This window comes from Methanobacterium sp. (assembly GCF_038562635.1).
Taxonomy (GTDB): Archaea; Methanobacteriota; Methanobacteria; order Methanobacteriales; family Methanobacteriaceae; genus Methanobacterium_D.
This window is the reverse complement of the sequence record NZ_JBCFBO010000001.1, coordinates 353621-377141: the sequence shown is the minus strand read 5'-3', so window position 1 is coordinate 377141 and position 23521 is coordinate 353621. Positions and strand designations below refer to the sequence as shown.

The following is a 23521-nucleotide window of genomic DNA, read 5'->3' as shown; positions in this document are numbered from 1 at the left end:
TTTATATATTTCTAGAAAGGATCATTTTTGGAGCCAGTATAATGGTTTTTTCTCTATTTTTTAGTAATTCTTCTATTAAATGAGTTATTTTAACTGAAGCGTTTCCATGACCAAAGGTTTTATTTTGTGTAGAACTTGGTTTAAAATGAAGCACAGATCGAGCGATTTTTTCAGATGTTCCATAAATGACTAGATTCCAACCATCTTCAACAGTTTCAGGCCATGCAGATGATTTATCTAAGGTTATGCATGGAACTTGGGCAAAATAAGCCTCTTTTTGCAGACCTCCTGAATCTGTAATTATTTTTTTGGCATTTTTAGTTAGAATTAACATATCCAAATAGCCTACAGGGTTTATTAATTTAATATTGGGATTTTTATTTAGCCTATCGTAGAAATTATATTTTTTAAGGTATTTTTTAGTACGGGGATGAACAGGGAATATTATTTTTTCTACTTCGGAAATTTTTAATAATGATTTTACAATAGTTTTTAAGTTTTTAATGGATTCAGTATTCCTTGCGCGATGGATAGTTGTTAATATATAATTTTTTTCTGTTAAATCAAGTTCTTCTAGAATTTTAGAATGTTTTTCAGCTTTTTTATAGAAATATTTAAAGTTATCAAGCATTATATCTCCAGTCAAGTGAATTCCCTTATTTAAGCCCTCATTTGTGAGATTATCAACTGATCTGGGAGTTGGTGCAAAAAGTAAAGAAGATAACTGATCTGTAATTATTCGATTTATCTCTTCGGGAATAGTTTTATCAAACATTCTAGGGCCCGCTTCTACATGAGCTACTGGTAAATTTAATTTAGAGGCAGTTATTGCACCTGCTAAAGTAGAGTTAGTATCACCATATACCAAAACCAAATCTGGATTTTCATTTACAAAAATTTTTTCAAGTTTTAACATCATTTCTGCAGTTTGATAAGCATGTGATGCAGATCCAACTCCTAAATTATAATCTGGTTCAGGAATATTCATCTCTTTAAAAAAGATATCTGACATCTCAGTATCATAGTGTTGCCCTGTATGAACAATAATTTCATGATTTTCTCTCCTTAATTCATGAGATAACAATGCAGCTTTGATAAATTGGGGTCTAGCTCCCAATACAGTGATAATTTTCATTTTAATCCCTTTTAAAAAATTCAGAAATACTGTCAATTGTATATTCCATCTCTTCTTTTTCTAATTCTGGAAAAACAGGTAATGAAAGGACTTCTTTACTTGCCAATTCCGCATTTACAAAATCTCCTTTTTTACAGTTTAATGAAGAAAAGCAGGGCTGTAAATGTAATGGTAAAGGATAATATATTGCAGTGTTTATGCCCTTGTTTTGCAGGAAATCTTTAAGGTTGTCCCTTAAACCGTTTTTTACTCTAATTGTGTACTGGTTAAATGAATGTTTCTCATTATCTGATATTTGGGGTAATTCTAAATTTTCAACATGTTTTAACGCGTTATTATAAATTTTAGCATTATTAATCCTTTTTTGAACCCATTTATCGAGATATTTTAACTTCACATTTAAAACAGCCGCATGAATAGCATCTAATCTGCTGTTATAACCAATAATATGGTGATAATATTTTGGTTTTGCTCCATGAACTCGGAGGGTCCTTATTTTTTCTGATAGTTCTTCATCATTAGTTGTTATTAACCCTCCATCTCCAAATCCTCCGAGATTCTTGGAGGGGAAGAAACTAAAGCATGCCGTTCCTGTAGATCCAACTTTTTTCCCCCTATATTCGGCACCGAGTGTCTGAGCTGCATCTTCTATTATTGTTAAATCATTATCTTCTGCTATTTCTATAATTTCATTCATTTCAGCAGGTTTACCAAAAAGATGAACCGGCAAAATTGCTTTTATACTTTCATCGTCCTGGAGGTTTTTTCTTATTTTTTCAGGGTCTACGTTGAATGTTTCAGGTTTTATATCTACAAATTTAGGGTTCGCACCAGAGTTATGTATTGCTCCTGCGGTTGCAAAAAATGTAAATGTGGATGTTATCACACTTCCAGAAATATTATGGGCTTTAATAGATAGAAGTAATGCATCAGTACCGCTTGCAACGCTTATTGCATCTTTGCATTTGCAGTATTTTGCCATATTATCTTCGAATTCTTCAACTTCCTCTCCAAGAATGAATTTTTGTGAATCTAATACGTCTCCAATAGATTCATTTATTTCTTCTTTTATTGTATCATATTGCCTTTTCAGGTCTAGAAATGGAATTTTCATCTTAACTTTGCCTCACATTGTCTTCTCTTTTTTATTCTCTTTTACAACTTCAGCAGAGAGAAATTTCATTTTTTTAAGATTATCATCTATTTTTTCATACTTGCTTCCACAACTGCAGACTGCCTGGTTATTAAAAAAGTTTAATTTAAGTCCGCATTCACAAATCCAACCTGTTATTCTAGCAGGATTTCCGACAGCAAGCGCATAATCAGGTATATTTTTAGTCACAACTGCCCCTGCTCCAATAAGAGCATAATTACCAATGGTATTTCCACATACAATGGTAGCATTAGCACCAATGGAGGCACCCTCTCCTACTAATGTTTCTTTAAATTCATTTTTTCGAGATATAAAACTCCTGGGATTTTTAACATTTGTAAAAACCATAGATGGTCCAAGAAAAGCATTATTATTTATTTTAACGCCAGTATAAACTGAAACATTATTTTGTATTTTAACATTATTCCCGATAACTACATCTGGAGCAATCATCACATTTTGTCCAATGTTACAGTTATCTCCTATTTTTGCTCCAGTCATTACATGTGAAAAGTGCCAGATTTTTGTTCCTTTACCTATAGTACAAGGTTGATCTACAATAGACGTAGGGTGGGAAAAATAAGAATTTTCATGGATTAATACGGTTTTACCATTATTTTCAAGTGATTTCTGGCTGGCTTCTAAAATTTCAAGTACTTGAAGACCTTCTCTTCCATTTGTTTTTGGATCATTTCTGGATTTTATGCATTCTATAAAATGTTTACATTCTTCCTTTAATGGCTCGCTCATTTTGGTTTTTACCGCCATGGCATCTTTCATCCGAGGCACGGGAACTCTATTTATCCATTCTATCTCATGAGGATATAAAAAAAGTTTTTCATCTGAAACATCATTAAATACAGCCATCTTCTTGCTGCCAACTACCACAAGTTTCTGTTCTTTATATGGATGGAGCCAGCTTACAAAAATATGGGCTTTTACACCGCTGTGAAATTCCATGGTGGTAAAAGTAACGTCTGCTATATCTTTACTTAGATAAGCACCTGCATGTGATGTTAAACTTTTAGGCATTTCATTTAAAAACATTAAGATTACAGAAATATCATGGGGCGCAAAACTCCATAATATGTTTTCTTCTGTCCTGAATTTACCTAAGTTCAAACGATTGGAATAGATATACTGAATTTTGCCCAATTCTCCGTTTTTTATCATTTCATAAAGTTTAAGGACGGCGGGGTGGTACTGTAGAATATGTCCAACCATCAGGATATTGCCTTTATTTTCTGCAGTTTTAACCAGTTCTTTACCTTCATGTACATTTAGAGAAAGTGGTTTTTCTACAAATACATCTTTTCCATAACTTAAAGCTTCTTTTACCATTTTATAATGTAAAACTGCGGGAGTAGAAACTACAATTCCCTTTATATCTTGATCTTCTAAAACTTCCTGAAAAGAAGTTGTAATATGAACTTCTGGGTACTGTTTTTTAAAATCATTTAATACATTTTTATTCAAATCGCAAATTGTTTTAAGGACACCAAGTTCAGAGAAATTCCTAACTAAATTTTTACCCCAGTAGCCACTTCCAATAATTGCTATGTTTTTTACCATTTTAATCCTCTTTTTAGATTGAATAAAAAATTTACAATTATAATTTTATGTAATATGGATTCTCTGATGGAATATTTTCAATATTTGAATCAATTATATTCGTTGTATTAACAAGTGACATTTGCTGTTCTTTGATTGAATCTAATATATTTCGTGTATCGACAATTATGGTCTGCTGACCTTTAATAACGTTTAGTAATTCTCCATTCTGTTTAAATTCTTCATGATCAGTTACTACTATAATACAATCAGCCCATTTTAAGCTCTCTTTAAAGTTATTTTCTGAATAATAATTTCCAAATCGGGTTTTTATTGAATTTGAATGGGGATCATAGACCTTAAATTTTGCTCCGATCTCAACGAGTTCTTCAATAATTTGAATTGCTGGAGATTCTCGTGTATCACTAATATTTGCTTTGTAGGCTAAACCCAAGATTAATACATTAGAATCTCTAATTTTTTTTCCTGATTTTTCAAGTGCTTTTTTTGCTAAGTTTATGGTATGTATGGGCATGAAATCATTGATTTCTCCGGCTGTTTCTATAAATCTTGGAATGATGCCGAACTGCTTTGCTCTATATGAAAGATAATAAGGATCAAGAGGTATACAGTGTCCGCCAACTCCAGGACCTGGATAAAAAGGTGTAAAACCATATGGTTTGGTCTTGGCAGCTTCAATAGTTTCCCAGATGTCAATTTCCATTTTTTCAAAAATTAGTGCTAGTTCGTTAACTAGGGCAATATTAACATTTCTATAAATGTTCTCAATCATTTTTACTGCTTCAGCTGTTTTACAATTTTCTACTTTAATAATATCGCCAGTGAGGCCTTCAAATAACATTGAACAGATTTCAGTAAATTCTGGAGTTAAACCACCAACTACATTTGGTGTATTCTCGATTTTATATTCTTTATTTCCAGGATCTACTCTTTCTGGAGAATAGGCTATTCCAAAATCGGTTGTAACATTTAAATTACTTTCTTCCTCAAGAATGGGACATAAAAAGTCTTCTGTAGTTCCAGGATAGGTGGTGCTTTTTAAGACTACAAATTGTCCTTTTTTAAGTATTTTTCCAACTTCTTCACCTGCCCGTTTTATATAAGATAAATCAGGGCTTTTATCTTTATTTAACGGCGTTGGAACTGCAATAATGATAAAATCCGCATTTTTTAGATCTTCATAATTGTTTGTTGGATATAAATTTTTTAAATTGATTTCAGTGTTTTTAACATCTTCTATATAGGATTTTCCGTTTTTTAATAATTCTGTCTTCTTTTTGTTCTTATTATATGCTATAACATTGAATTTTTTTGAAAATGTAACTGCAAGGGGTAATCCTACATATCCTAGCCCTACTATACCAACAACTGCTGAATTATTTCTAATTTTCAATTTTAAGCTATTTATCCAGTTCATTAAATCACCAGACTTCCATAAGTCCTAATTTTTTATTATTAATACATAATAACTTCTTAGAATTTTATAAGTATGTTATTATGTTTAATATATTAAATTATTATTATATTATTAGTATATTAAACTATATAAATTTTTTATTATCCAAAATTTTGTAGAGTAATTATAATAACTTTTTAATATTTCAAAAATAGGGTGTTTTTAATAAAAAACATGTTGAAAAATGAATATTATTTCTAAAAATCTATAAAAGAAATCGAAATTAATTTTTTATTATTTTAAACTTCTAAGAAATTTAATAAGTACAAAAGTTTCTTGAAGATCCAAAATTAAGTAAAAATCTGTTTAAAATAACGTATGTATCAATATATGTTTCTTTTAACATTTGATTTTAAGTAAAAATTTAATATTCTAATTTATTTTTGAGTACCGACAATTTGAATATCTCTAATCTTAGGAAAATTGAAAAAAAACTAGTTTATAAATATTCAAAATTTAAAATTTTGACAGAATTTTGTATAATCTCATTATTAAATAATACTTTTAAGGTAAATTTTATATAATTGGTAATTATAAATATAATAAAAGTATTATTAGTAGATGGGTGAATCGATGGATAAAAAAGAATCAAAAACGTTATTTGATATAAAAATGTTCCCCTCTGGTTCAAAAAAAAGAGAAAAGCATTTAAATTACAAAAAAAACCTTAAAATGTTTGATATTGAGAACTATGAAAGAGAGATCCGGGTTAAAAAGGTGATCACCAACATTGAGGACAAACGGGTGCGATTTGAGTCATTTAGGAAAAATATATTGATACTTATTACATATTTGATAGCTATTGTAACTGCAGAAATTGTAACTGCACATTACAACGTGGAATACGGTCTAATAATACATACTCTTGTCCTTTTTGCTCTTTTAATTAATTCTTCTCTTACCAAATCCCTTAATTTTTCTTATCTCCTTCGTTCTATGATGATTTTGCCAATGATAAGGATAATAGGACTTACAATACCTCTTATGCAGGTAAATGAGCTTTATTGGTTCCCTGTAATAGCAGTTCCATTGTTTGCCGCATCATTTGTACTCATGAGATCTCAAAAGCTTACCCGGAAAAAGGTAGGGCTGATTTTAGGTAACATTCCGCTTCAACTAACAATTGCTTTAAGTGGGGTTGTTTTAGGGTTCACTGAATATTTAATATTGAAGCCACAGCCATTAGTCTCTACATTTTCTGCAGAAACAGTTCTATTTGCAAGTATAATCCTTATAATATCTACAGGGTTTGCAGAAGAACTGCTGTTTCGAGGGATACTTCAAAAAAATGCAGAAAAAATACTTGGAAGATTATGGGGATTGTTGTATGTTTCAATACTCTTTACTGCCCTTCACATAGGCTGGAATTCAGCTTTGGATCTTCTGTTTGTGTTCAGTGTAGCTCTATTCTATGGTTATACATTCCAGAAAACAGGAAGCCTATTTGGGATTACACTTTCACACGGAATTTCTAACTCGTTTTTATTCTTGGTAATGCCTTTTATATTTCCAATTTTAATACCATACATAAATTCGATTCTGTGATGATGAAGTTAAATTTCTAGTTAAATGTGTAAATACAATGTATTTACATGTAATATATCTTTTTAACTTTTCTAATGCTGCCGTCGTTTTTGTTAGCATGATGATACCATATGTAGTCTGCTTTTAGTACAATTTTGTTGCTTTCTGGGACTAAGTTGAATGTTCCTTCCCAATCCGTTTTTACTCCATTTATTTTAAAGTTACCAATGAAATTTTGGCCAGTATTTGTGAAATTACCGTAACCAGTCCATGCAGCACATGCCATGCTATAATTACCATTGATTTTTGTGTTGAAAAGTGCATTTTTAAAATCACCTGATAAAAGTGATATAATAGTACCATAGGTTATATTTATTTCATTTATTTTTCCAGTACCGTTAAGCCCGTCTGCGGTGTAATCAAGGGGACTTTCCTGATTTTCAGCTCCTGGAAGGACTATACAGAAATTAAAATCACGTCCTTTTCCATATATTTTATAATAGCCACCTATAGGAGATTCATTAGGATGATTAGGGGGCATTGAAATGTAAGATGTGTAATTATACGGTATTTGGTCAAATAACATACTTTCGAGGGTATTGATTCCAAACCCTAAAATTAAAAATCCAGATATAAAAGCAGCAATAAGTATGTATACTTTGGGGTTCATGATATCACAGATCCATTAATTTAATTAAATTTTCTATCGAATAAAAAAACGCCCCAAACATAATAGTTGGGGCTACAAAACTTTATTGGTACTCAAACTGAAGTTTGGTAAAAACTATTTTTTGATTATTCTATTTTCGACATTTCCATATGTTTTTGCGTCAAATCCGTATTTCTGGCTTTAAAGTGGTAGTACTATGCGTAATCTAGGAGTACTTGCAATAACAGGCCCATTTAGCGGCGCTAAAGCGGTTACTCCCGGCGTGGTTGCGACAGCTGTGCCGTTTGTAGGTGCTTGAGCACTTGCTCCTCCAGCATTTGCACAAAGTGGTACTGCTGCTGTTCCACTCAATGAGACTCCTCCACCCGTAGTTATGCTGAATGCTGTATCATTGACTATTACTGTGTTTCTTGGTGTAACAACAACTGGATCGGCTGCACTGGTACTTGGTGTAAGTGCTGCTAAATATTTTCCACCCTGAGATGGATCTGCGGTTGCGGTCACTTTGTTATCTGTTACATCCTGTGGGACCTGAGATGTAGGTACATTAGGAGCAGTGTATGTTTTTAAATTTACATTAGTTCCTTGTGGGAGCGGTTGGTTATTTAGACCTGCAAGGCTGCTTAGATCAACAGTTGCAGTGCTCTGTGGTTTAATCCATAGATCAGCAAATATCTTTTTTACGGATCCATCTACATCAGTTATATCAAAGGCTGCGACAACATGTTTCCATGAGTTCCCATGGTTTTCAAATGCAACGCTTGTGGCTCCAGAGGGTACGACGGTATTTTGTTGGGTTCCAGTTTGGGGAATACTTGCATATACAAGTCCTCCCATCACTACTATAACCATCACCATAATGGTTAGTCCTATTTTTTTTTCCATACAAGATACCTCCTAAATGACCGTCACCACTTTGTAGCCTACAATGGATACAAATACTAAAAGCAGTGGAACTATTGCAACATTTGTTCCTTCAACAAATGATCTTATGCGTTTATTTTTACTGGATTCTGTATTTAGGATTTCTTTTAGGGTTAGAATTGTTAAGAGTGCAATTACTGCTATTATGCTGTAAGTCATGACTTGAGTCATAGCTACTATGGTCGTTGTGGCTGTTACGGTAGATATCATATAACACCTCCGTTATTACAGTAATACTATTTATTATTATAACTTTATATACTTTAGTGTTTACTTACTAACAAGCTAGTATTTTAAGGTGATTTTGGAACAATTTATTATGATTTAATGAATTTAAAATTATTATTAACCAACTTTTGTACTAAACTTGTACTAATATCAAATAGTAATATAAATTAATACTTATTAAGTTTTTAATTTCCTACAAAGCCAGAAAAATTAATTAATAAATTAAAAGGATATATTTAACAAATAAATAGCTTAATTTAATTAATGGAGATATTTTTAAATAATATATATTTTTAATAATGAATTTAATCTTATTTGCCCTTCATTTCCGTGTCTTTTGTTTTATTAAATTTTATATATTCTGCAGATTTAGAAATATTGGCCCCATTTTGAGATCTAATTAAAATGCGATCTATCATTTTTCCCATTGAATCTAAAAGGATACCGGTTAATACTAAAAATCCGCCGATTAATGTCATCATTATCGCAAGGATTGTGGGAACTAGGCTGTAAGATGCTGAAGGTGCAATGTTGCTTGCAATATTAGTGGATGATGTCATCATATAATCTCCAAAAAACATGAGACATAAAATTACACCGGCTAAAGTAACTATGGTGCCTGGTAACGCAAAGTAAAACAGGGGCCTTTGGAACTGTAAATCATTTATAATTTTAATTAAAACACCTACACCGTGGCTCACTGGGTTTTTTGTAGAACTATCGATATCATATCTAACTCCTATTTCGACTTCTTTGACCCTCAGCCCAACATTTGAGGCATCTGTTAACATTTCACTCTCGATACTAAAACCAGTGCAGCTAAACCTGAAAGCAGGTATGGTATATCTTGCAAATGCCCTAAAACCACTTTGACTATCGGTAATATTAAGCCCACTGCTTAAATTAGAAATTTTATCAAGTATCGACTGTCCAATACGTCTGTAGGATGGCGTATCCTTTTTATTTCCGTTAATATATCTGCTGCCGTTTACTATATCTGCTTCCCCATTTATTATTGGGTTTATTAGTTTTGGTATTTCTTTGGGGTTATGTTGCCCATCTGCGTCTAAAGTTACTATGATTTCTGACTCTTTTGCAGCTTCAAAACCTGTTTTTAATGCTGCTCCTTTACCTTTATTAGATGAATGGATTATTACTTGGGCTCCTGCTAGTTTAGCTATATTTGCAGTATTATCTATACTGCCGTCATCAACAACAATTACTTTATCTACATATTTTTTAGAACAGAGAATTACACTGCTTATGCATAATTCTTCGTTATAGGCTGGTAATATTGCTGTTATTTTTGCCATAATATCTACTCATTTTTTGACTCGCTCAAAATCCTCAAAAATCTCTCAAAAATCCATAGGATTTTTGGAGCACAAAAATCAGAGATTTTTGCAAGCTTCGATTTTTGGGAGTTAGAAAATACTGTCAAAAACAAAGTTTTTGACGCCTGCGAAATTTTTAATTTTGCATGCTTCGCATTTTCTAAAAATTCTATGAATTTTTGGTGTTTGAAAATCTATGATTTTCAACCGTAAAAAATCAGAGATTTTTTACATGTTTGCGAAACTTGTTTCGCAACTGTAAAAACCAATGGTTTTTACACGCCCCTAAAATCAAAATTTTGATTTTAGAGGGATTATATTAATCTGAATAACACATTTCAGTTTGTATGAATTTTAGGTTAGTATGTAATTTCATACTTTACTATATTATTTTATTATTATTTCCTATTAAATCTTTAGGTTTTATGAAAATAATGATTAGTAATATAAATTTTAAGGGGCAATTTTATTAATTGAAAAATAGCATTTTTTAAATTGATAACTGAGTAATATACAAAAAAAGGAAATATGTGGGTTTTAATTAAAATTTATTTGTTAATTGATATCTTTGAGTGGTTTGGATTTATACTATTTAATATTAATTTTAAAATACAATTCTACTGGTCTATTCGATAATACCATTTCATCCAGTCAACAGTTCTTTTTATACCATCTTCTGGTGAAACTTTAGGGTCATGTTTTAGATCGTTTATTGCTTTTGAAAAATCAATTGTTTTCACTTTTGTGGTGAATGCCTCGGCTTCTTTATAGGTCACTATTGAGTCATCGCGCCCAACAGCGTTTAAAACAATGTCTGAATATTCTTTGATGTCGTGTTCCCATTCCTGTTTACTGCCTATGTTGTAAACTTCTCCAGTTTTGAAGTTATCTACAATATTTGCAAATGTCCTTACAGTATCTTCCACATAATCAATTATCCGTTTATGGCCTTTGTAAACAGTATAGGGTTTATTAAATAGTGCGTGGTATATAAATAATGGAATAAATCCTTTATATGGATGAAAATGTTCATGAGGGCCGTAGCAGTTTACGGGTCTTACTCTAACGGTTTCTGTATCAAACATTGCGGCGGAGTTCATGCACATCAACTCTCCCGCCCACTTGGTTATTGCATAGTCGTTCATTTGATACGTGTCTTTAATGGGGTTGTTTTCCATTACATCTTCGCTCATAATCCCTGTATAATCACCATAAACTTCAGCAGAAGAGAAAAAAATCATTCTAAAACCTAATTGTTCCTGTAATCTGATCATATGTTTTGTTCCAATAACATTGGTTTCCCAGAGATTTTCATAGTGACTTTCACCGTTCCAACGGCCGTATTCAGCAGCAAGATGGTAAACATAGTTAAAATTGTCATTATCTTCAAAAATCCGTTCAAGTTGCCTGTAATTTTTAACATCTGCCCTTACATAATCATTTTTATCGTTATGTAATAGATCGAGTGTGGTAACTTCATGGCCTCTGTTTTTTAATTCATTTACAAGATTAGTTCCTATAAATCCAGCTCCACCTGTAACTAATATTTTTTCTGTTTCCATTATTATTTGACCTCCATTATATCATGATCACTAATTTTTGCCAGTTACTGATTCAGGTTTAATTATTATTTTTAATGTAAGTAAGTAAGTAGTTAATATTATATATTACTTATGCACAATATAGTAATATCAGTCAAATGGGCCTTTTTAATTTAAAAGTAGATTTCAGGTGTTAACTTTGAAGAAGGGATTTTAATGAGTGTATCAAGTGATTATGAAGATGAAATAGTGTTAATAACTGGAGGAGCCGGCTGTGTTGGGAGTAACCTTTCCCGTGAATTGGCCGAGATGAATGCAGAAAAGGTTATAATACTGGATAACCTTTCATCTGCTTACAGGTGGAATATTCCGAAATATGAAAATATTGAGTTTATAGAGGGGGATATATTAAATGATGAAGTATTAAAAAGGGTTTTTAAAGAAAAGCCAGATTATGTATTCCATTTAGCTGCTCATTTTGCTAATCAAAATTCTGTGGACAATCCTGAAAAAGACCTGATGGTGAATGGGATTGGAATCTTAAAGGTCCTGCAGTATGCCCAGCTTACTGGAGTTAAAAGGTTTATATATTCTTCTTCAGGATGTGGCGTTTACGGGTTAGATTCCAAAATGCCATTCAAAGAACATGATATATCTATAAAATTGCATACTCCCTATCAAGTCACAAAATTGCTTGGTGAACTTTATACTAACTATTTTTACAATCTATATGGGCTTCCAATTGTTAATGCTCGATTTTTTAATCTCTTTGGCCCTGGAGAAGTACCTGGAAAATATAGAAATGTAATTCCTAATTTCTTTTACTGGGCAATGACTGGAAATCCTTTACCAATAACTGGTGATGGTTCAGAGACAAGGGACTGGACCTATGTTACAGATATAGTGAGAGGTATACTTGCAATGGGAATAGAAGAAGAAGCAATTGGGGAAGCAATAAATCTAGGATCCGGAAAAGATAACAGAGTTATAGATATGGCAAACACTGTAAATGAACTCACAGGAAATGAAATGGGTATCAAGTATGCACCACGCAGAAATTGGGATGCAAAAACGAAACTAATCTCATCTATTGAAAAGGCGAGGGATCTAATCAATTACAAGCCAAAAATGAAGTTTAAAAATGGTTTAAAAAGTACTTACAGCTGGTTTGCTGAAAATTGGGGCAATATAGAAAAAAGTGCAGAATTTGACATTAAAACAGACGTAAAATTAGTTAATAGAAAATATGAAATGGATTCTGGCGAAGATATTAGCTGTTCGAAAGTCTGAATGAATTAAATGTTAGAATTTCAACTGGAAGCTTGAAATAATGAGTTTCTATTATAATTCAGCTAGTAATCTTAGATAAATAAGGCTTGTGGAGATTAAAATGCACTTAAAGATTCAAGAAAAAATACCAAACTTTGTTGTCCAGCATATGGATGATAAAGAGATACTGGCATCTTCAAACTACACAATTTTTCGAAGTCAAAATGGAGGTCATACATTTAAAAGAGTTATAAGCTTGCCTGTACCTTTTTATTCTAGATTTATGGGAAAATATGGGTTATTTTCAAGGGCTTTGCGTTTAGGTATTAAAGCTATTATAAAACTGACAAATGGGGCAATTCTAGCGGTCGCTAGTGGTCAGATATTCCATATTAAAGATGATGAAATCAGTATTGTTCATACTTTTCATAAAGGATTTGGTCCTTTAAGAAAAGGATTGTGTGAAGACAATAAGGGCAACTGCTATTTTGGAGAGTATTTTTTAAATAATAATCGTGATTCCGGGGTTAAATTATTTAAATCAAGTGATAATGGACATTTTTGGAATGTAATATGCTCTTTAGATAATATTAGACATATCCATTCCGTGCAATTTGATCCATACTCAAAGAACGTGTGGTTATGTACTGGTGATAAAGATAACGAGAGTAAAATCATGTTTTCTGAAGATGAAGGAGATACATGGATTACTATTGCTTCTGGTAGCCAGATGTTTCGCACATTGAGTCTAACATTTACTAAAAAACATGTTTACTGGGGAACTGATATTCCCACCCGTCAGAACTATATATGCAGATATATGCGCGGTGATGAAAGCATTGAGAAGCTAACACAGGTTGACGGTCCAGTTCATTATTCAACTACTACTGGAGGAAAATTTAAAGTATTTGCTACCACTGTAGAAGGGAACAGTGAGGGCATTAGTTCTCAATGGGATGAAAATGCACATATATGGGCTTCAAAAAATGGACTCCGCTGGCACGATGTTATAGGATGGAAGAAAGATTCATGGCCATATATTTTAGGCTATGGCAGGATAATTTTCCCAAATGGGGAAAATAAAACTAATGATTTGTATTTTACAACACAAGCACTGCAATCTATGGGTAATATGTTGATAAAAGCAAAGATTTGCACTTAAAAATTAAAAGTTTTTAATGAGGATATGTATGAAATATAACTTCATTGATCTGGAAAAATTAAAAGACATTAAGATAGCATGTATAACACTTGATCTAGAACAAGATCACGGCGGTCTTCTTAAAGAACCGTCACATGAAGCATTTTTATTAGCTGACGAGTTAATAAATTATCTTAAAGAAAGATCTATTCCATTAACCTGCTTTGTTCAGGGTTCTCTTTTTGAAACACATCCTGAAATTGTGGAAGATTTTTCATCACAATTAAATATGGAATTTGAACTGCATACATATTCACACCCTGAATTAGGAGAAATTAACCATAAATGTGAAATAAAGAAAGGTAAGGCTGCGTTTTACAATTTTTTTGGTGATTATCCTCAGGGATATCGCTCTCAAGCAGGTATTTTTAATCAGGAACTATTTTTAAGTTTATCATTTGATGGTTTCAAATTTGATTCCAGTATAATTCCATCTTTAAGGCCGGGCTTTTATAATGGTCTAAATTTACCATCCATACCTCATCATTTATCTGATTTTAATTTAAATGAATTTCCAATCACTACATTCTCTAAATTTCTCAAAATTCCTGTTTCTTTAAGTTATTTAAAACTTTTAGGCAGGCCATATATTGCTCTTTTAAATATAAGCAAGCTACCTAATTTTGTTAATTTTAGTTTTCATTTACATGACTTAAAGAACTTAAATTCATCCAAAAAAATTCAGTTTAATAAAATTTCTCCATTATACGGTCCAATACTCAAAAGAACTTATAAAAATAATAATGGAATGGAAATACTTGATAAATTCATAAATATTCTCTTAAAAAGGGATTATAACTTCTTAAAGTTAGAAGATTTTTACAATATGTTAGTTTTAAAATAAATGGGGGCAGAAAATGAATTCAAGTTTCATTATTAAGGAATATACAGATAACTATAAAGAAAAAGTTTTTAGTCTTCGAAAAGCGGTTTATGATGAAACTTTCGATGAGGATGAATGGAACTGGAAATTTAAATCAGGTAAAATCCTGATTGCAGTAAATGATAAGGACGAAGTTATAAGTTTAAGGCCTACAATTCCAATCAGGTTAAAATTCAGGGATAAAACCCTAAAATCTGGGATGAATGTGGATGTGATGACTCATCCGGATTACAGGAGAATGGGCTTATTTTCAACACTTGTTAATGAATCCTTTAAAATGTTAAAGGAATTAGGAGTCCATATTGTCTATACTTTTCCCAATAATTTTTCCTTTCCCGGATATAAAAAAAGAATAAAATGGAAATACGTTGATTCACTGCCACTTTTGGTAAAGGTTTTAAAACCAAGAAGTTTCGTTAAAAAATATATAAAAAATCCATATGTTCAAAAATGCCTTTATCCAGTTGCAGATGCTTTTAACCATTTAATTTTTGTTTCCAAAACTAAATCAGAAAATAGAAATTTATTAATTAATCAGATATATTGTTTTAATGAAAATTTTGATTTATTATGGCAGGAACTCTCAAATCAATTTGAAATCGCCGTAATACGTGATAGTAAATATCTTAACTGGAGATATGTCCAACGCCCTGGTTACGATTATAAAATATTTTCTGCTGTTGAAGATGATGTTTTAAAAGGTTATATAGTTTTAAGGGAGGATACTATGTTCGACCTCAAGTTAGGACTTGTCGTGGATATTCTTACTTTTGATGATAATACTGCTTGTTCGTTACTTTTGCACGCTTATAATCTTTTTAAAGATAATGATATGGATATTATGGGTTGTTTAATGCTTAATACATCCATGTACTTTGATGTACTTAAAAAAGCTGGATTTTTGAAGTTACCTAAAAAATATTCTCCTAAAGAATTTTTTTTCGTAGTAAAAGCTGATGATGACATTATAGCTCCAGATGTTGCTTATTCTTCAAAAAACTGGTTTTTAACCTTTGGAGATATTGATATTGCATAGGTAATTAAGATGAAAATACTGCTGGTTCAAAATACAGATTATATTAAGAGAAATCCTGGTCAACAACATCATTTATCAGAGTTGATTTCCCTTAGGGGACATGAAATTAGGGTAATTGATTTTGAAATACTGTGGAAGAGTGAAGGCAGGAGGGAATTCAAATCTAAAAGAGAAATTTTTCGGGGAGTATCCAAAATCCATAAAGGCGTGGAGGTCACTGTTATACGCCCTGGAATCGTTAAAATTCCATTTTTAGATTATTTATCTCTTTTTTATAGTCAAAAAAAAGAAATTGAAAGGCAAATTAGAGAATTTAAACCAGACATAATCTTAAGTTTGGGGATCGTGGCTTATTTGGCAGGTAAAGCAGCTAAAAAGCATGATATACCTTTTGTTTATTATTGGATCGATGTGAGCCATAGACTCATTCCTGCTAAGTTTCTTCATCCCCTTGGACGGATAATGGAGAAAATAGCTCTTAAAAAAGCGGATAAAGTACTTACTATTAATTATAGGCTTAAAGACTATGTTATTAATCTTGGATCTACTCCGGAGGAGACTAAAGTTATTGGTGCAGGGGTTAATCTTGAGAATTTTGATCCAAGTATCAGTGGTAGTGCTGTAAAAGCTGAATATGGGATAAATGATGATGATATTGTTGTATTTTTTATGGGATGGTTATATCAATTTTCAGGGCTTAAAGAAGTTGCCATAGAACTTTCTAAAGTTAAAAAGGATTATACACACCTTAAACTTTTAATTGTAGGCGATGGTGATGCTTACAATGAAATAAGAGATATAAAAGAAAAATTTGGTTTAAATAATCAACTTATTTTGACTGGTAAGGTTCCATATGAAAAAATACCTGAATTTATAGCTTCATCAGACGTATGCATACTCCCTGCTTATCCTGATGAGAAGATCATGAAAGAGATAGTTCCTATAAAAATTTATGAGTATATGGCCATGAAAAAGCCAGTTGTAACTACTCCTCTTAAGGGAATAATGGGAGAATTTGGCAATAATAATGGAATTTTATACGCCAATAAACCAGAAGATGTATTAAAAATAGCAATTAAACTGATTAAAAATAATAAAGCCGAATTTGAAGGAAATAAGGCTAGAAAATTAGTTGAAAATTATAACTGGAATTGTATCGCTGATGAGTTTGAGGGGGTACTCAATGAAGTACAACAGAAAAGTAAATGATTTCCTTAAAATGGAAAACGGAAGGGTCAAAATTGAAAATACTTTTAAAAAGCAGATTTATAATGCAACTCCACAGTCGTATAAAACACATATGGGAATAGGGCCTTATTTTATTCCTATATTTAATATAATGTGCTGGAAACGCCTGGAACTTGCTCTTGAACTTTCCAAAAAATATTTTAACCATCAAAAGTTGAGAATATGTGATTTTGGATGTGGATTGGGAGTTCTGGTGAACCGGTTAAGTAATGTTTATCCGGAATCCCAGATTTGTGGGATTGATATATACTCTGATGAACTGCTTAAGGTTGCAGCCAATATCAGTGATCAGGTTTCACAGGACAAAAACTACTCTTTTTCCCAAAATAACATAGAAAATCCCTCTTCTATAGAAAAATTCGATCTTATTTTCTGTTTAGATGTACTTGAGCATGTAAACAATGTAAAAATAGCTTTAAATAACTTAAAAAGTTTTTTAAACGAAGAATCTATTTTAATCATCGCTGTATCGGTTGAAAATTGGTATTTAAAATTATTAATGGAAATTTATACCTTAAACGGACGTTTTGGGACAAATGATCCCCATTGGCACGGTGATATAAAGGATTACGGGCATTTTGAAAAAATGCTTAAGGCAAATTATAACATTTTAGAAAGTTTTTATGTACCTAATCGATTTTTAGCTTATGATAAAATCTTTGTTTGCAAAAATAGGGGATAAAATGAAGGAAAAAATTTTCATGTTTGGTTACTACGGCTGGAAAAACACTGGAGATGATGCTATGATCTATGCATTGATACAGGAATTTTTCAGGAAAAATCCTCTTTCTGAATTTGTGGTAGTCTCAGATGATTCATTAAAAATTCCAGCGGAAACAGAAAACTATGTTAGGTTCATAAAAAATAACCTATTTGTTATATTAAAAGAAATTCTATCTTCTTCAGCAGTTTTATGGGGGGGAGGGACTTTTATGTATGATCATACCAATACGGGGAGACAATTTGTAAATTTAACATTAATATTATCTATCGTTCTTTTTTCACGATTACTGCGGAAACAGGTTTATCTTCTGGGCATTGGGGTTGAGCCGCTCACCACGAAGATCGGTAAGTTTTTGTCTAAAAGTATATGCAAACTATCTGGATTTGTAAGTGTAAGAGACAGTATATCTTTAAATATGCTGGAAAATTTGGGTTTAAATAAAGTTAGACTTTCATTTGACCTTTCAGCTCTCCTTGAGCCACGTAAATGTCATAACAAAACAGGAAATAAAATTTTAGGCATGTCAATTCTCCCGTTTTTCAGTATTTATCATAATGATCCAGAAAGAGACATGCTGATGGTTGATGAAATAGTTAAAGCGCTAAAAAAATGGCTTTCAACTGATAAAAAGAATTTAATTTATTTATTTACATTTAAAGGAAAATCTAAGGAGGATGACGTTCAAATTACCAAAATTTTGGGGAAAAAATTAAATCATGAGGATAGGGTGATACTTATTCCCTATAAAAAAGATCCCTTAGATAGTTTAGCATTGCTTTCTTGCTGCGACGTATTTGTAGGTATGAGATACCATTCCTGTGTTTTTGCTTATCTATCAAACATTCCTATGATTATTATTAACTATTTTCAAAAGTGCGGATCACTTGCAGAAGATACAGGGTTGACATCGTCTGCTTTGATATCTCCTGATGACATATTGGAAGGAAAATTTGAAGATTATCTTGAAAGTCTCATGAAAAAACCTGAAGATTTTAAAGCTAAGCTCTCCACCTTAGAAGCGAGATCTATGGCAAAAATGGGACTGCCTTTTTCGTCAGATGATTTAAAGGGAGTAATTGCTTAATGAAATCTTCTATTATACCTGGATTTCTATCCAGAGAGGAGAAATTATTGAAACCGTTTCAGATAAAATTACTGTCTCACGGGGTGTAAGATGAAAATTTTGATGATAACATGTACATTTCCTCCCCGCAAATTTGGAGGAATTACCAGAAGTTCTTATAACCTGGCTAATGAACTGGTAAAACGAGGGCATGAAGTTGACGTGTGTACAACTGATCTTGGGGATGATTCAAATTCAAGGTTAAGAGTACGGCGTAAAGAATCTTTAGATGGCATTAATGTACATTATTTCAGAAATATAAGCAATTATTTAGCATTTAATCATCGTTTATTCTTGCCTATAGGTTTTATTTCATTTATAAGGGAAAATATCAGTAAATATGACATAATTCATGTTAATGACTACAGAAGTATTTTGGCCGTTGCAGTTAGCTACTATTCTAAAATATATAATAAGCCTTATATTTTACAGACACATGGTGCAATGATACCTTTTTTTAATAAAACGATATTAAAAAAGATATTTGATAAAATATATGGTAAAAGAATTTTGAAAGACGCTTCTAAAATAATTGCATCAACTGAACTGGAAGCAAGTCATTATGTTCCTGTTGAAACTAAAGAAAACATTGAAATTATTCCAAATCCAATTGAACTATCCGATTTTAATGTTTCAACAGAAAAGGGAAGTTTCAGGAAGAAATATGGGTTAAATAACCAGAAAATACTGCTTTTTTTAAACAGGATTAACAAGGTTAAAGGAATTGATCTGCTTTTACAGTCTTATGCAGAACTGGGAATGAATGAAACAATGCTTGTTATAGTTGGTCCAGATGATGGATATCTTGAAGAGATTAATAAATTGATTAAAAAGCTTGATATTGCTGATAAAATATTATATGTGGGTCCCCTTTATGGAAAAGAAAAATTAGAGGCCTATACAGATGCAAACGTTTATATATTGCCTTCTTTATTTGAAAGTTTTGGAAATACTGTTGTTGAGGCATTAATGTGTGGAACTCCTGTAATTACTACTGAAAACTGTGGTAATGCATATTTAGCGAAGAAATTTGGAAGAGTGGTAAAAAATGATAAAAATGAGATTAATAGGGCTATTAAGGATATTTTAAGCTGTGAAAATTACAATATTGAAGAAATACGGACTTATATTGAAAATATTTTTAATATAGATTCAATTATGGGCCGTGTTGAATGTGTCTATAAAAATGGTAAGGGAGCATCTGAAATTGAACAAGTTTGAGATTTTTACTTTTTTAACCAAAATAATACCTGAAAGCAAATTTAAAGACAGATTAAACTATTTTATTTATGATTTGGCCGATCACCCTTTTTATCAGGCTGAAAAATTGATAAGCAATATAAGAACATGTAAAGATGGTATTTTGTACCTGGAAACTAATGATGGTCTGGCTTTTTATGGTTTGCCTGATAAAAATCCTTATGCTTATTTAAAATATCTAAACAGAAGTAAAGTAAATAAAATCAAGGATTATCCATTTTTTGGCTCTTTTTTCATGATACTCGATGAAATTTTCAATAAAAACATCTATGGAAAATTTATTCACATAAATAAAGGCGATATCGTGGTTGACGCCGGTGCGCATTTTGGTCTATTTACTGTAATGGCATCTAAAATTGTAGGTGATGAAGGTAAAGTGATAGCTATTGAACCAGAACCTGAAAATTTAAAGATTTTAAAGAAAAATATAAAATTAAATAATTTAAAAAATGTTATAACTATTAATAAAGGAATATGGAGTTCAAAAAAGGATTTAAAAATGAATAAGGGGCAATATAATCGTTCTCATACATTTGTAGAGGATCATCCTGAAAAAACTTCTGAAGGTCTAGTTTTACAGGTTGATACCTTAGATGATATTTTAAAAGAATTAAATATTAAAACAGTTGATTTTATTAAAATGGACATTGAAGGTTCTGAAGTTGAAGCTTTAGATGGAATGGGAGAAGTTTTCAAATTTAAGCCCAATATGGTAATTGCGGCATATCATCAATTTAGGGGGAAAGAAACGTATCATGATGTAGTAAAAAAGCTGAAGGATAATAATTTTCAGTTGCGCACACTCAAAGGTCACAAAATGGTTTATGCTGCAGATGTTTTTTATGGTCAACATGTGGAGATGGTAGCATAGACCAAAATTTAAAATATTTAATTTTGTTTTCAGTGGTGGTACAATTACTGCTTTCAGGATTAATAGTACTGGAAACTTTAGGCTTTAATTCACCTGTTTTTAGGCAAATCATAGGGTTTATTTATCTTACTTTTATTCCTGGAGCTTTGTTGTTATCCATCTTAAAACCTAGACAGCTGGGTTCCATTGAAAATTTATTATGTGTTATTGGTTTGAGTATATCATTTACATTTTTCTTGGGAGTATCTTTAAACTTTTTACTACCTTTAATTGGAATTATTAAACCTCTTTCATTATGGCCTCTACTTTCAAGTTTTATATTAATGACTTCTTGTTTAACTTTAGTTGCCTATAAATTTGGAGAAGGTTTCAACATTCACATTAATGGTAAATTCATTAAGGGATATTTATTAAATTTTTATGGATTATTGCCGATTTTAATTCCTTTTTTAGCTATTTTAAGTTCTTTTATAGTTTTTAACTATAAAAATAATTATTTAATTTTAATTAATTACTCACTGATGGCTATTTCTGTTTTAATCATTGTTTTCATGAAAAAGATATCTGTTAAATTGTACTCTCTTTATATCTTTTCTATTTCTTTAGGAATTTTATGGACGCATTCACTTATTTCAGGGGATATTGTAGGGGGAGATATCCAGTTAGAGTACTATACGTTATCTACTGTTATTAATAATGCGTTTTGGGATTCTCAAATCCATACCAACCTGAATGCTATGTTGAGCATAACAATAATGCCTCCAATTTACTCTATTTTACTGAATTTAAGTCCCGTGTGGATTCTTAAAATCATCTATTCTTTTTTGCTGTCCCTGGTTCCGCTGGCATTATTTTCTATGTATAGAAACTTCTGCAGTGAAAAGATCTCATTTTTAGCAGCATTTTTTTTTATTTCATTTCCTTCTTTCTTTTTTGAGATAGTTGGGCTTTCAAGACAGGAATTAGCTGAATTTTTTATAGTCGTATCTTTATTATTGATATTCAACAAATCAAATGACTTTTTAAAAAAGAACATAATTCTACTTATATTTTTATTTTCCATTGTGGTATCTCATTACACCGCTGCCTATCTATATCTGATTATATTTGGTAGTTATGTGGTTTTATTATTTTTAATGGAGAAAGATAATATAAATAACTTTTTTGGGAAGTTTAAAATTAAATTAAAATATCCAGAAAAGGCTAATTTAAATGCTATCACTGTTACATATGTTTTGATATTTCTAACGTTTTCTATGGGGTGGTACATATACATTTCGCAGAGTTCTTCCCTTTTATCAGTTGTAAAAATAGGTAACGGCATTTTAACAAACCTTTACTCCAATTTCTTTTCCACGTATGGAATGGATCCTTATGTCATGCAGGCTTTAGGTATAGGACAAATGCGTTCATCAGAAATCGTATGGCAAATTGCCAGAGTTATGCAGTACATAACACAGTTTTTAATTGTTATTGGAGTTTATGGAATGTTAACTCGATATAGAAAATATTTTAATAAGAGTTATGTATCGTTAGCACTGATTAATCTTTTTATAATTTTATTAAGCATAATATTACCTTATTTTGCTTCAAAAATCAATATAACACGTATTTTCCATATTTGTTTATTTGTACTCGCTCCATTTTGTATTTTGGGAGGTTTAATGGTATTCCAGTTTTTATCAAATGTAGTTTCTAGAAAAGGATTTAATATTTTAATCCGGAAACTTTTAGCAAGGATATCCTTTGCAAATATATCTTTAACGGGGATACCTTTAACAAAGAAATCTTCAATAGGGAAATCGTTAAAGTTACTGGCAGTTCTTATTTTAATTCCTTACTTTTTATTTGCTACTGGTTTTGTTTTTGAAGTCACTGGTGCAACACCCACTTCCATGCCCCTTTCCCTTTATAAAGCAGACTGGCCGTTCCACACAGAATCTGAGATACAGGCTTGTAACTGGCTGAATGGGGTAACCAACAGTAAGGATAGGGTATACGGTGATTGGTATGGTGGTGGATTTGTGAGTTTCAAGGTTCCTAAACTTGATGTTCATCAGTTTACAGAAAACACTACACGTATTCAGAAAAATTCGCTCCTGTTTTTAAGGTGCTGGAATGTTAAAAATGGTACTATCTATATCCCCTCTTTGGAAAATTCACGTTTAGTTTTGAATTATATAGATATAACTGACGGATATTATTTTGAATTTTTAAAAAGCAAGAATCTTATTTATGATAATGGTAATGCTGAATTTTTATATTATCCGGAGGTGTCATCATGATCAAGAATAAATAAGCCATATGGGGAGTTTAATTTGCCTTAATAATGTAATGTATATATAAATCTGGATAATTCGTTTTAAAAC

At 31.4% G+C, this 23521-nt stretch carries 20 protein-coding genes; 11 read left to right on the top strand and 9 right to left on the bottom strand.

The window, feature by feature from the left end; all coding sequences use genetic code 11:
• Position 1: 1 nt before the first annotated feature.
• Genes wecB through AAGU07_RS01780 form a run of 4 tightly spaced genes read right to left on the bottom strand, consistent with a single transcriptional unit; the run spans position 2 to position 5277 of the window.
• On the bottom strand, positions 2-1135 hold the full coding sequence (wecB, locus tag AAGU07_RS01795) for a UDP-N-acetylglucosamine 2-epimerase (non-hydrolyzing) (RefSeq protein WP_342457508.1): 1134 nt from the start codon (positions 1133-1135) through the stop codon (positions 2-4).
• Between the two features lies 1 nt (position 1136).
• Positions 1137-2249, bottom strand: a complete 1113-nt coding sequence (locus tag AAGU07_RS01790; protein WP_342457507.1) for a DegT/DnrJ/EryC1/StrS family aminotransferase — start codon at positions 2247-2249, stop codon at positions 1137-1139.
• Positions 2250-2261: 12 nt separating this feature from the next.
• The gene (locus tag AAGU07_RS01785) at positions 2262-3860 is read right to left on the bottom strand and encodes a Gfo/Idh/MocA family oxidoreductase (protein WP_342457506.1); all 1599 of its coding nucleotides are present in this window, start codon (positions 3858-3860) and stop codon (positions 2262-2264) included.
• A gap of 37 nt (positions 3861-3897) precedes the next feature.
• Positions 3898-5277, bottom strand: a complete 1380-nt coding sequence (locus AAGU07_RS01780) for a nucleotide sugar dehydrogenase (protein WP_342457505.1) — start codon at positions 5275-5277, stop codon at positions 3898-3900.
• A 612-nt stretch (positions 5278-5889) separates the two neighbouring features.
• Here AAGU07_RS01780 and AAGU07_RS01775 point away from each other — a divergent pair.
• Positions 5890-6861: a CPBP family intramembrane glutamic endopeptidase gene (locus tag AAGU07_RS01775; RefSeq protein WP_342457504.1), complete on the top strand. Its 972-nt coding sequence runs from the start codon at positions 5890-5892 to the stop codon at positions 6859-6861.
• Positions 6862-6904: 43 nt separating this feature from the next.
• Here the strand turns inward: AAGU07_RS01775 and AAGU07_RS01770 are convergent, their stop codons facing one another.
• The 5 genes from AAGU07_RS01770 to AAGU07_RS01750 all read right to left on the bottom strand — a co-directional run bounded on the left by AAGU07_RS01770 (position 6905) and on the right by AAGU07_RS01750 (position 11558).
• On the bottom strand, positions 6905-7510 hold the full coding sequence (locus tag AAGU07_RS01770; protein ID WP_342457503.1) for a hypothetical protein: 606 nt from the start codon (positions 7508-7510) through the stop codon (positions 6905-6907).
• 180 nt (positions 7511-7690) lie between these two features.
• Entirely contained in the window at positions 7691-8395 is a 705-nt protein-coding gene (locus tag AAGU07_RS01765; RefSeq protein ID WP_342457502.1) for a hypothetical protein, read from the bottom strand.
• Positions 8396-8407: 12 nt separating this feature from the next.
• Positions 8408-8644 carry a hypothetical protein gene (locus tag AAGU07_RS01760; protein WP_342457501.1) on the bottom strand — a complete coding sequence of 79 codons (237 nt, stop codon included), beginning with the start codon at positions 8642-8644 and terminating at the stop codon, positions 8408-8410.
• Positions 8645-8973: 329 nt separating this feature from the next.
• Positions 8974-9975 (bottom strand): glycosyltransferase family 2 protein, encoded by a 1002-nt coding sequence (locus AAGU07_RS01755; RefSeq protein WP_342457500.1) that lies wholly within the window; start codon positions 9973-9975, stop codon positions 8974-8976.
• Positions 9976-10613: 638 nt separating this feature from the next.
• The gene (locus tag AAGU07_RS01750) at positions 10614-11558 is read right to left on the bottom strand and encodes an NAD(P)-dependent oxidoreductase (RefSeq protein WP_342457499.1); all 945 of its coding nucleotides are present in this window, start codon (positions 11556-11558) and stop codon (positions 10614-10616) included.
• 195 nt (positions 11559-11753) lie between these two features.
• Between AAGU07_RS01750 and AAGU07_RS01745 the strand changes: the two genes are divergently transcribed.
• The 10 genes from AAGU07_RS01745 (at position 11754) to AAGU07_RS01700 (ending at position 23437) form a co-directional block, all read left to right on the top strand.
• Positions 11754-12827: an NAD-dependent epimerase/dehydratase family protein gene (locus AAGU07_RS01745; protein ID WP_342457498.1), complete on the top strand. Its 1074-nt coding sequence runs from the start codon at positions 11754-11756 to the stop codon at positions 12825-12827.
• Positions 12828-12927: 100 nt separating this feature from the next.
• Complete coding sequence (locus AAGU07_RS01740; protein WP_342457497.1) at positions 12928-13968, top strand: hypothetical protein; 1041 nt, start codon at positions 12928-12930, stop codon at positions 13966-13968.
• Positions 13969-13996: 28 nt separating this feature from the next.
• On the top strand, positions 13997-14851 hold the full coding sequence (locus tag AAGU07_RS01735; RefSeq protein WP_342457496.1) for a polysaccharide deacetylase family protein: 855 nt from the start codon (positions 13997-13999) through the stop codon (positions 14849-14851).
• A gap of 13 nt (positions 14852-14864) precedes the next feature.
• On the top strand, positions 14865-15926 hold the full coding sequence (locus AAGU07_RS01730; protein ID WP_342457495.1) for a GNAT family N-acetyltransferase: 1062 nt from the start codon (positions 14865-14867) through the stop codon (positions 15924-15926).
• A 9-nt stretch (positions 15927-15935) separates the two neighbouring features.
• Positions 15936-17135 (top strand): glycosyltransferase, encoded by a 1200-nt coding sequence (locus AAGU07_RS01725; RefSeq protein ID WP_342457494.1) that lies wholly within the window; start codon positions 15936-15938, stop codon positions 17133-17135.
• Positions 17110-17856, top strand: a complete 747-nt coding sequence (locus AAGU07_RS01720; protein WP_342457493.1) for a methyltransferase domain-containing protein — start codon at positions 17110-17112, stop codon at positions 17854-17856. Before AAGU07_RS01725 ends, AAGU07_RS01720 begins: the two co-directional genes overlap by 26 nt.
• A gap of 1 nt (position 17857) precedes the next feature.
• Positions 17858-18982 carry a polysaccharide pyruvyl transferase family protein gene (locus AAGU07_RS01715; RefSeq protein WP_342457492.1) on the top strand — a complete coding sequence of 375 codons (1125 nt, stop codon included), beginning with the start codon at positions 17858-17860 and terminating at the stop codon, positions 18980-18982.
• A gap of 90 nt (positions 18983-19072) precedes the next feature.
• Positions 19073-20242 carry a glycosyltransferase gene (locus tag AAGU07_RS01710; protein ID WP_342457491.1) on the top strand — a complete coding sequence of 390 codons (1170 nt, stop codon included), beginning with the start codon at positions 19073-19075 and terminating at the stop codon, positions 20240-20242.
• Positions 20229-21152 carry an FkbM family methyltransferase gene (locus tag AAGU07_RS01705; RefSeq protein WP_342457490.1) on the top strand — a complete coding sequence of 308 codons (924 nt, stop codon included), beginning with the start codon at positions 20229-20231 and terminating at the stop codon, positions 21150-21152. The genes AAGU07_RS01710 and AAGU07_RS01705 overlap by 14 nt, the downstream gene beginning before the upstream one ends.
• A gap of 35 nt (positions 21153-21187) precedes the next feature.
• Positions 21188-23437: a DUF2206 domain-containing protein gene (locus tag AAGU07_RS01700; RefSeq protein WP_342457489.1), complete on the top strand. Its 2250-nt coding sequence runs from the start codon at positions 21188-21190 to the stop codon at positions 23435-23437.
• Positions 23438-23521: the final 84 nt, after the last annotated feature.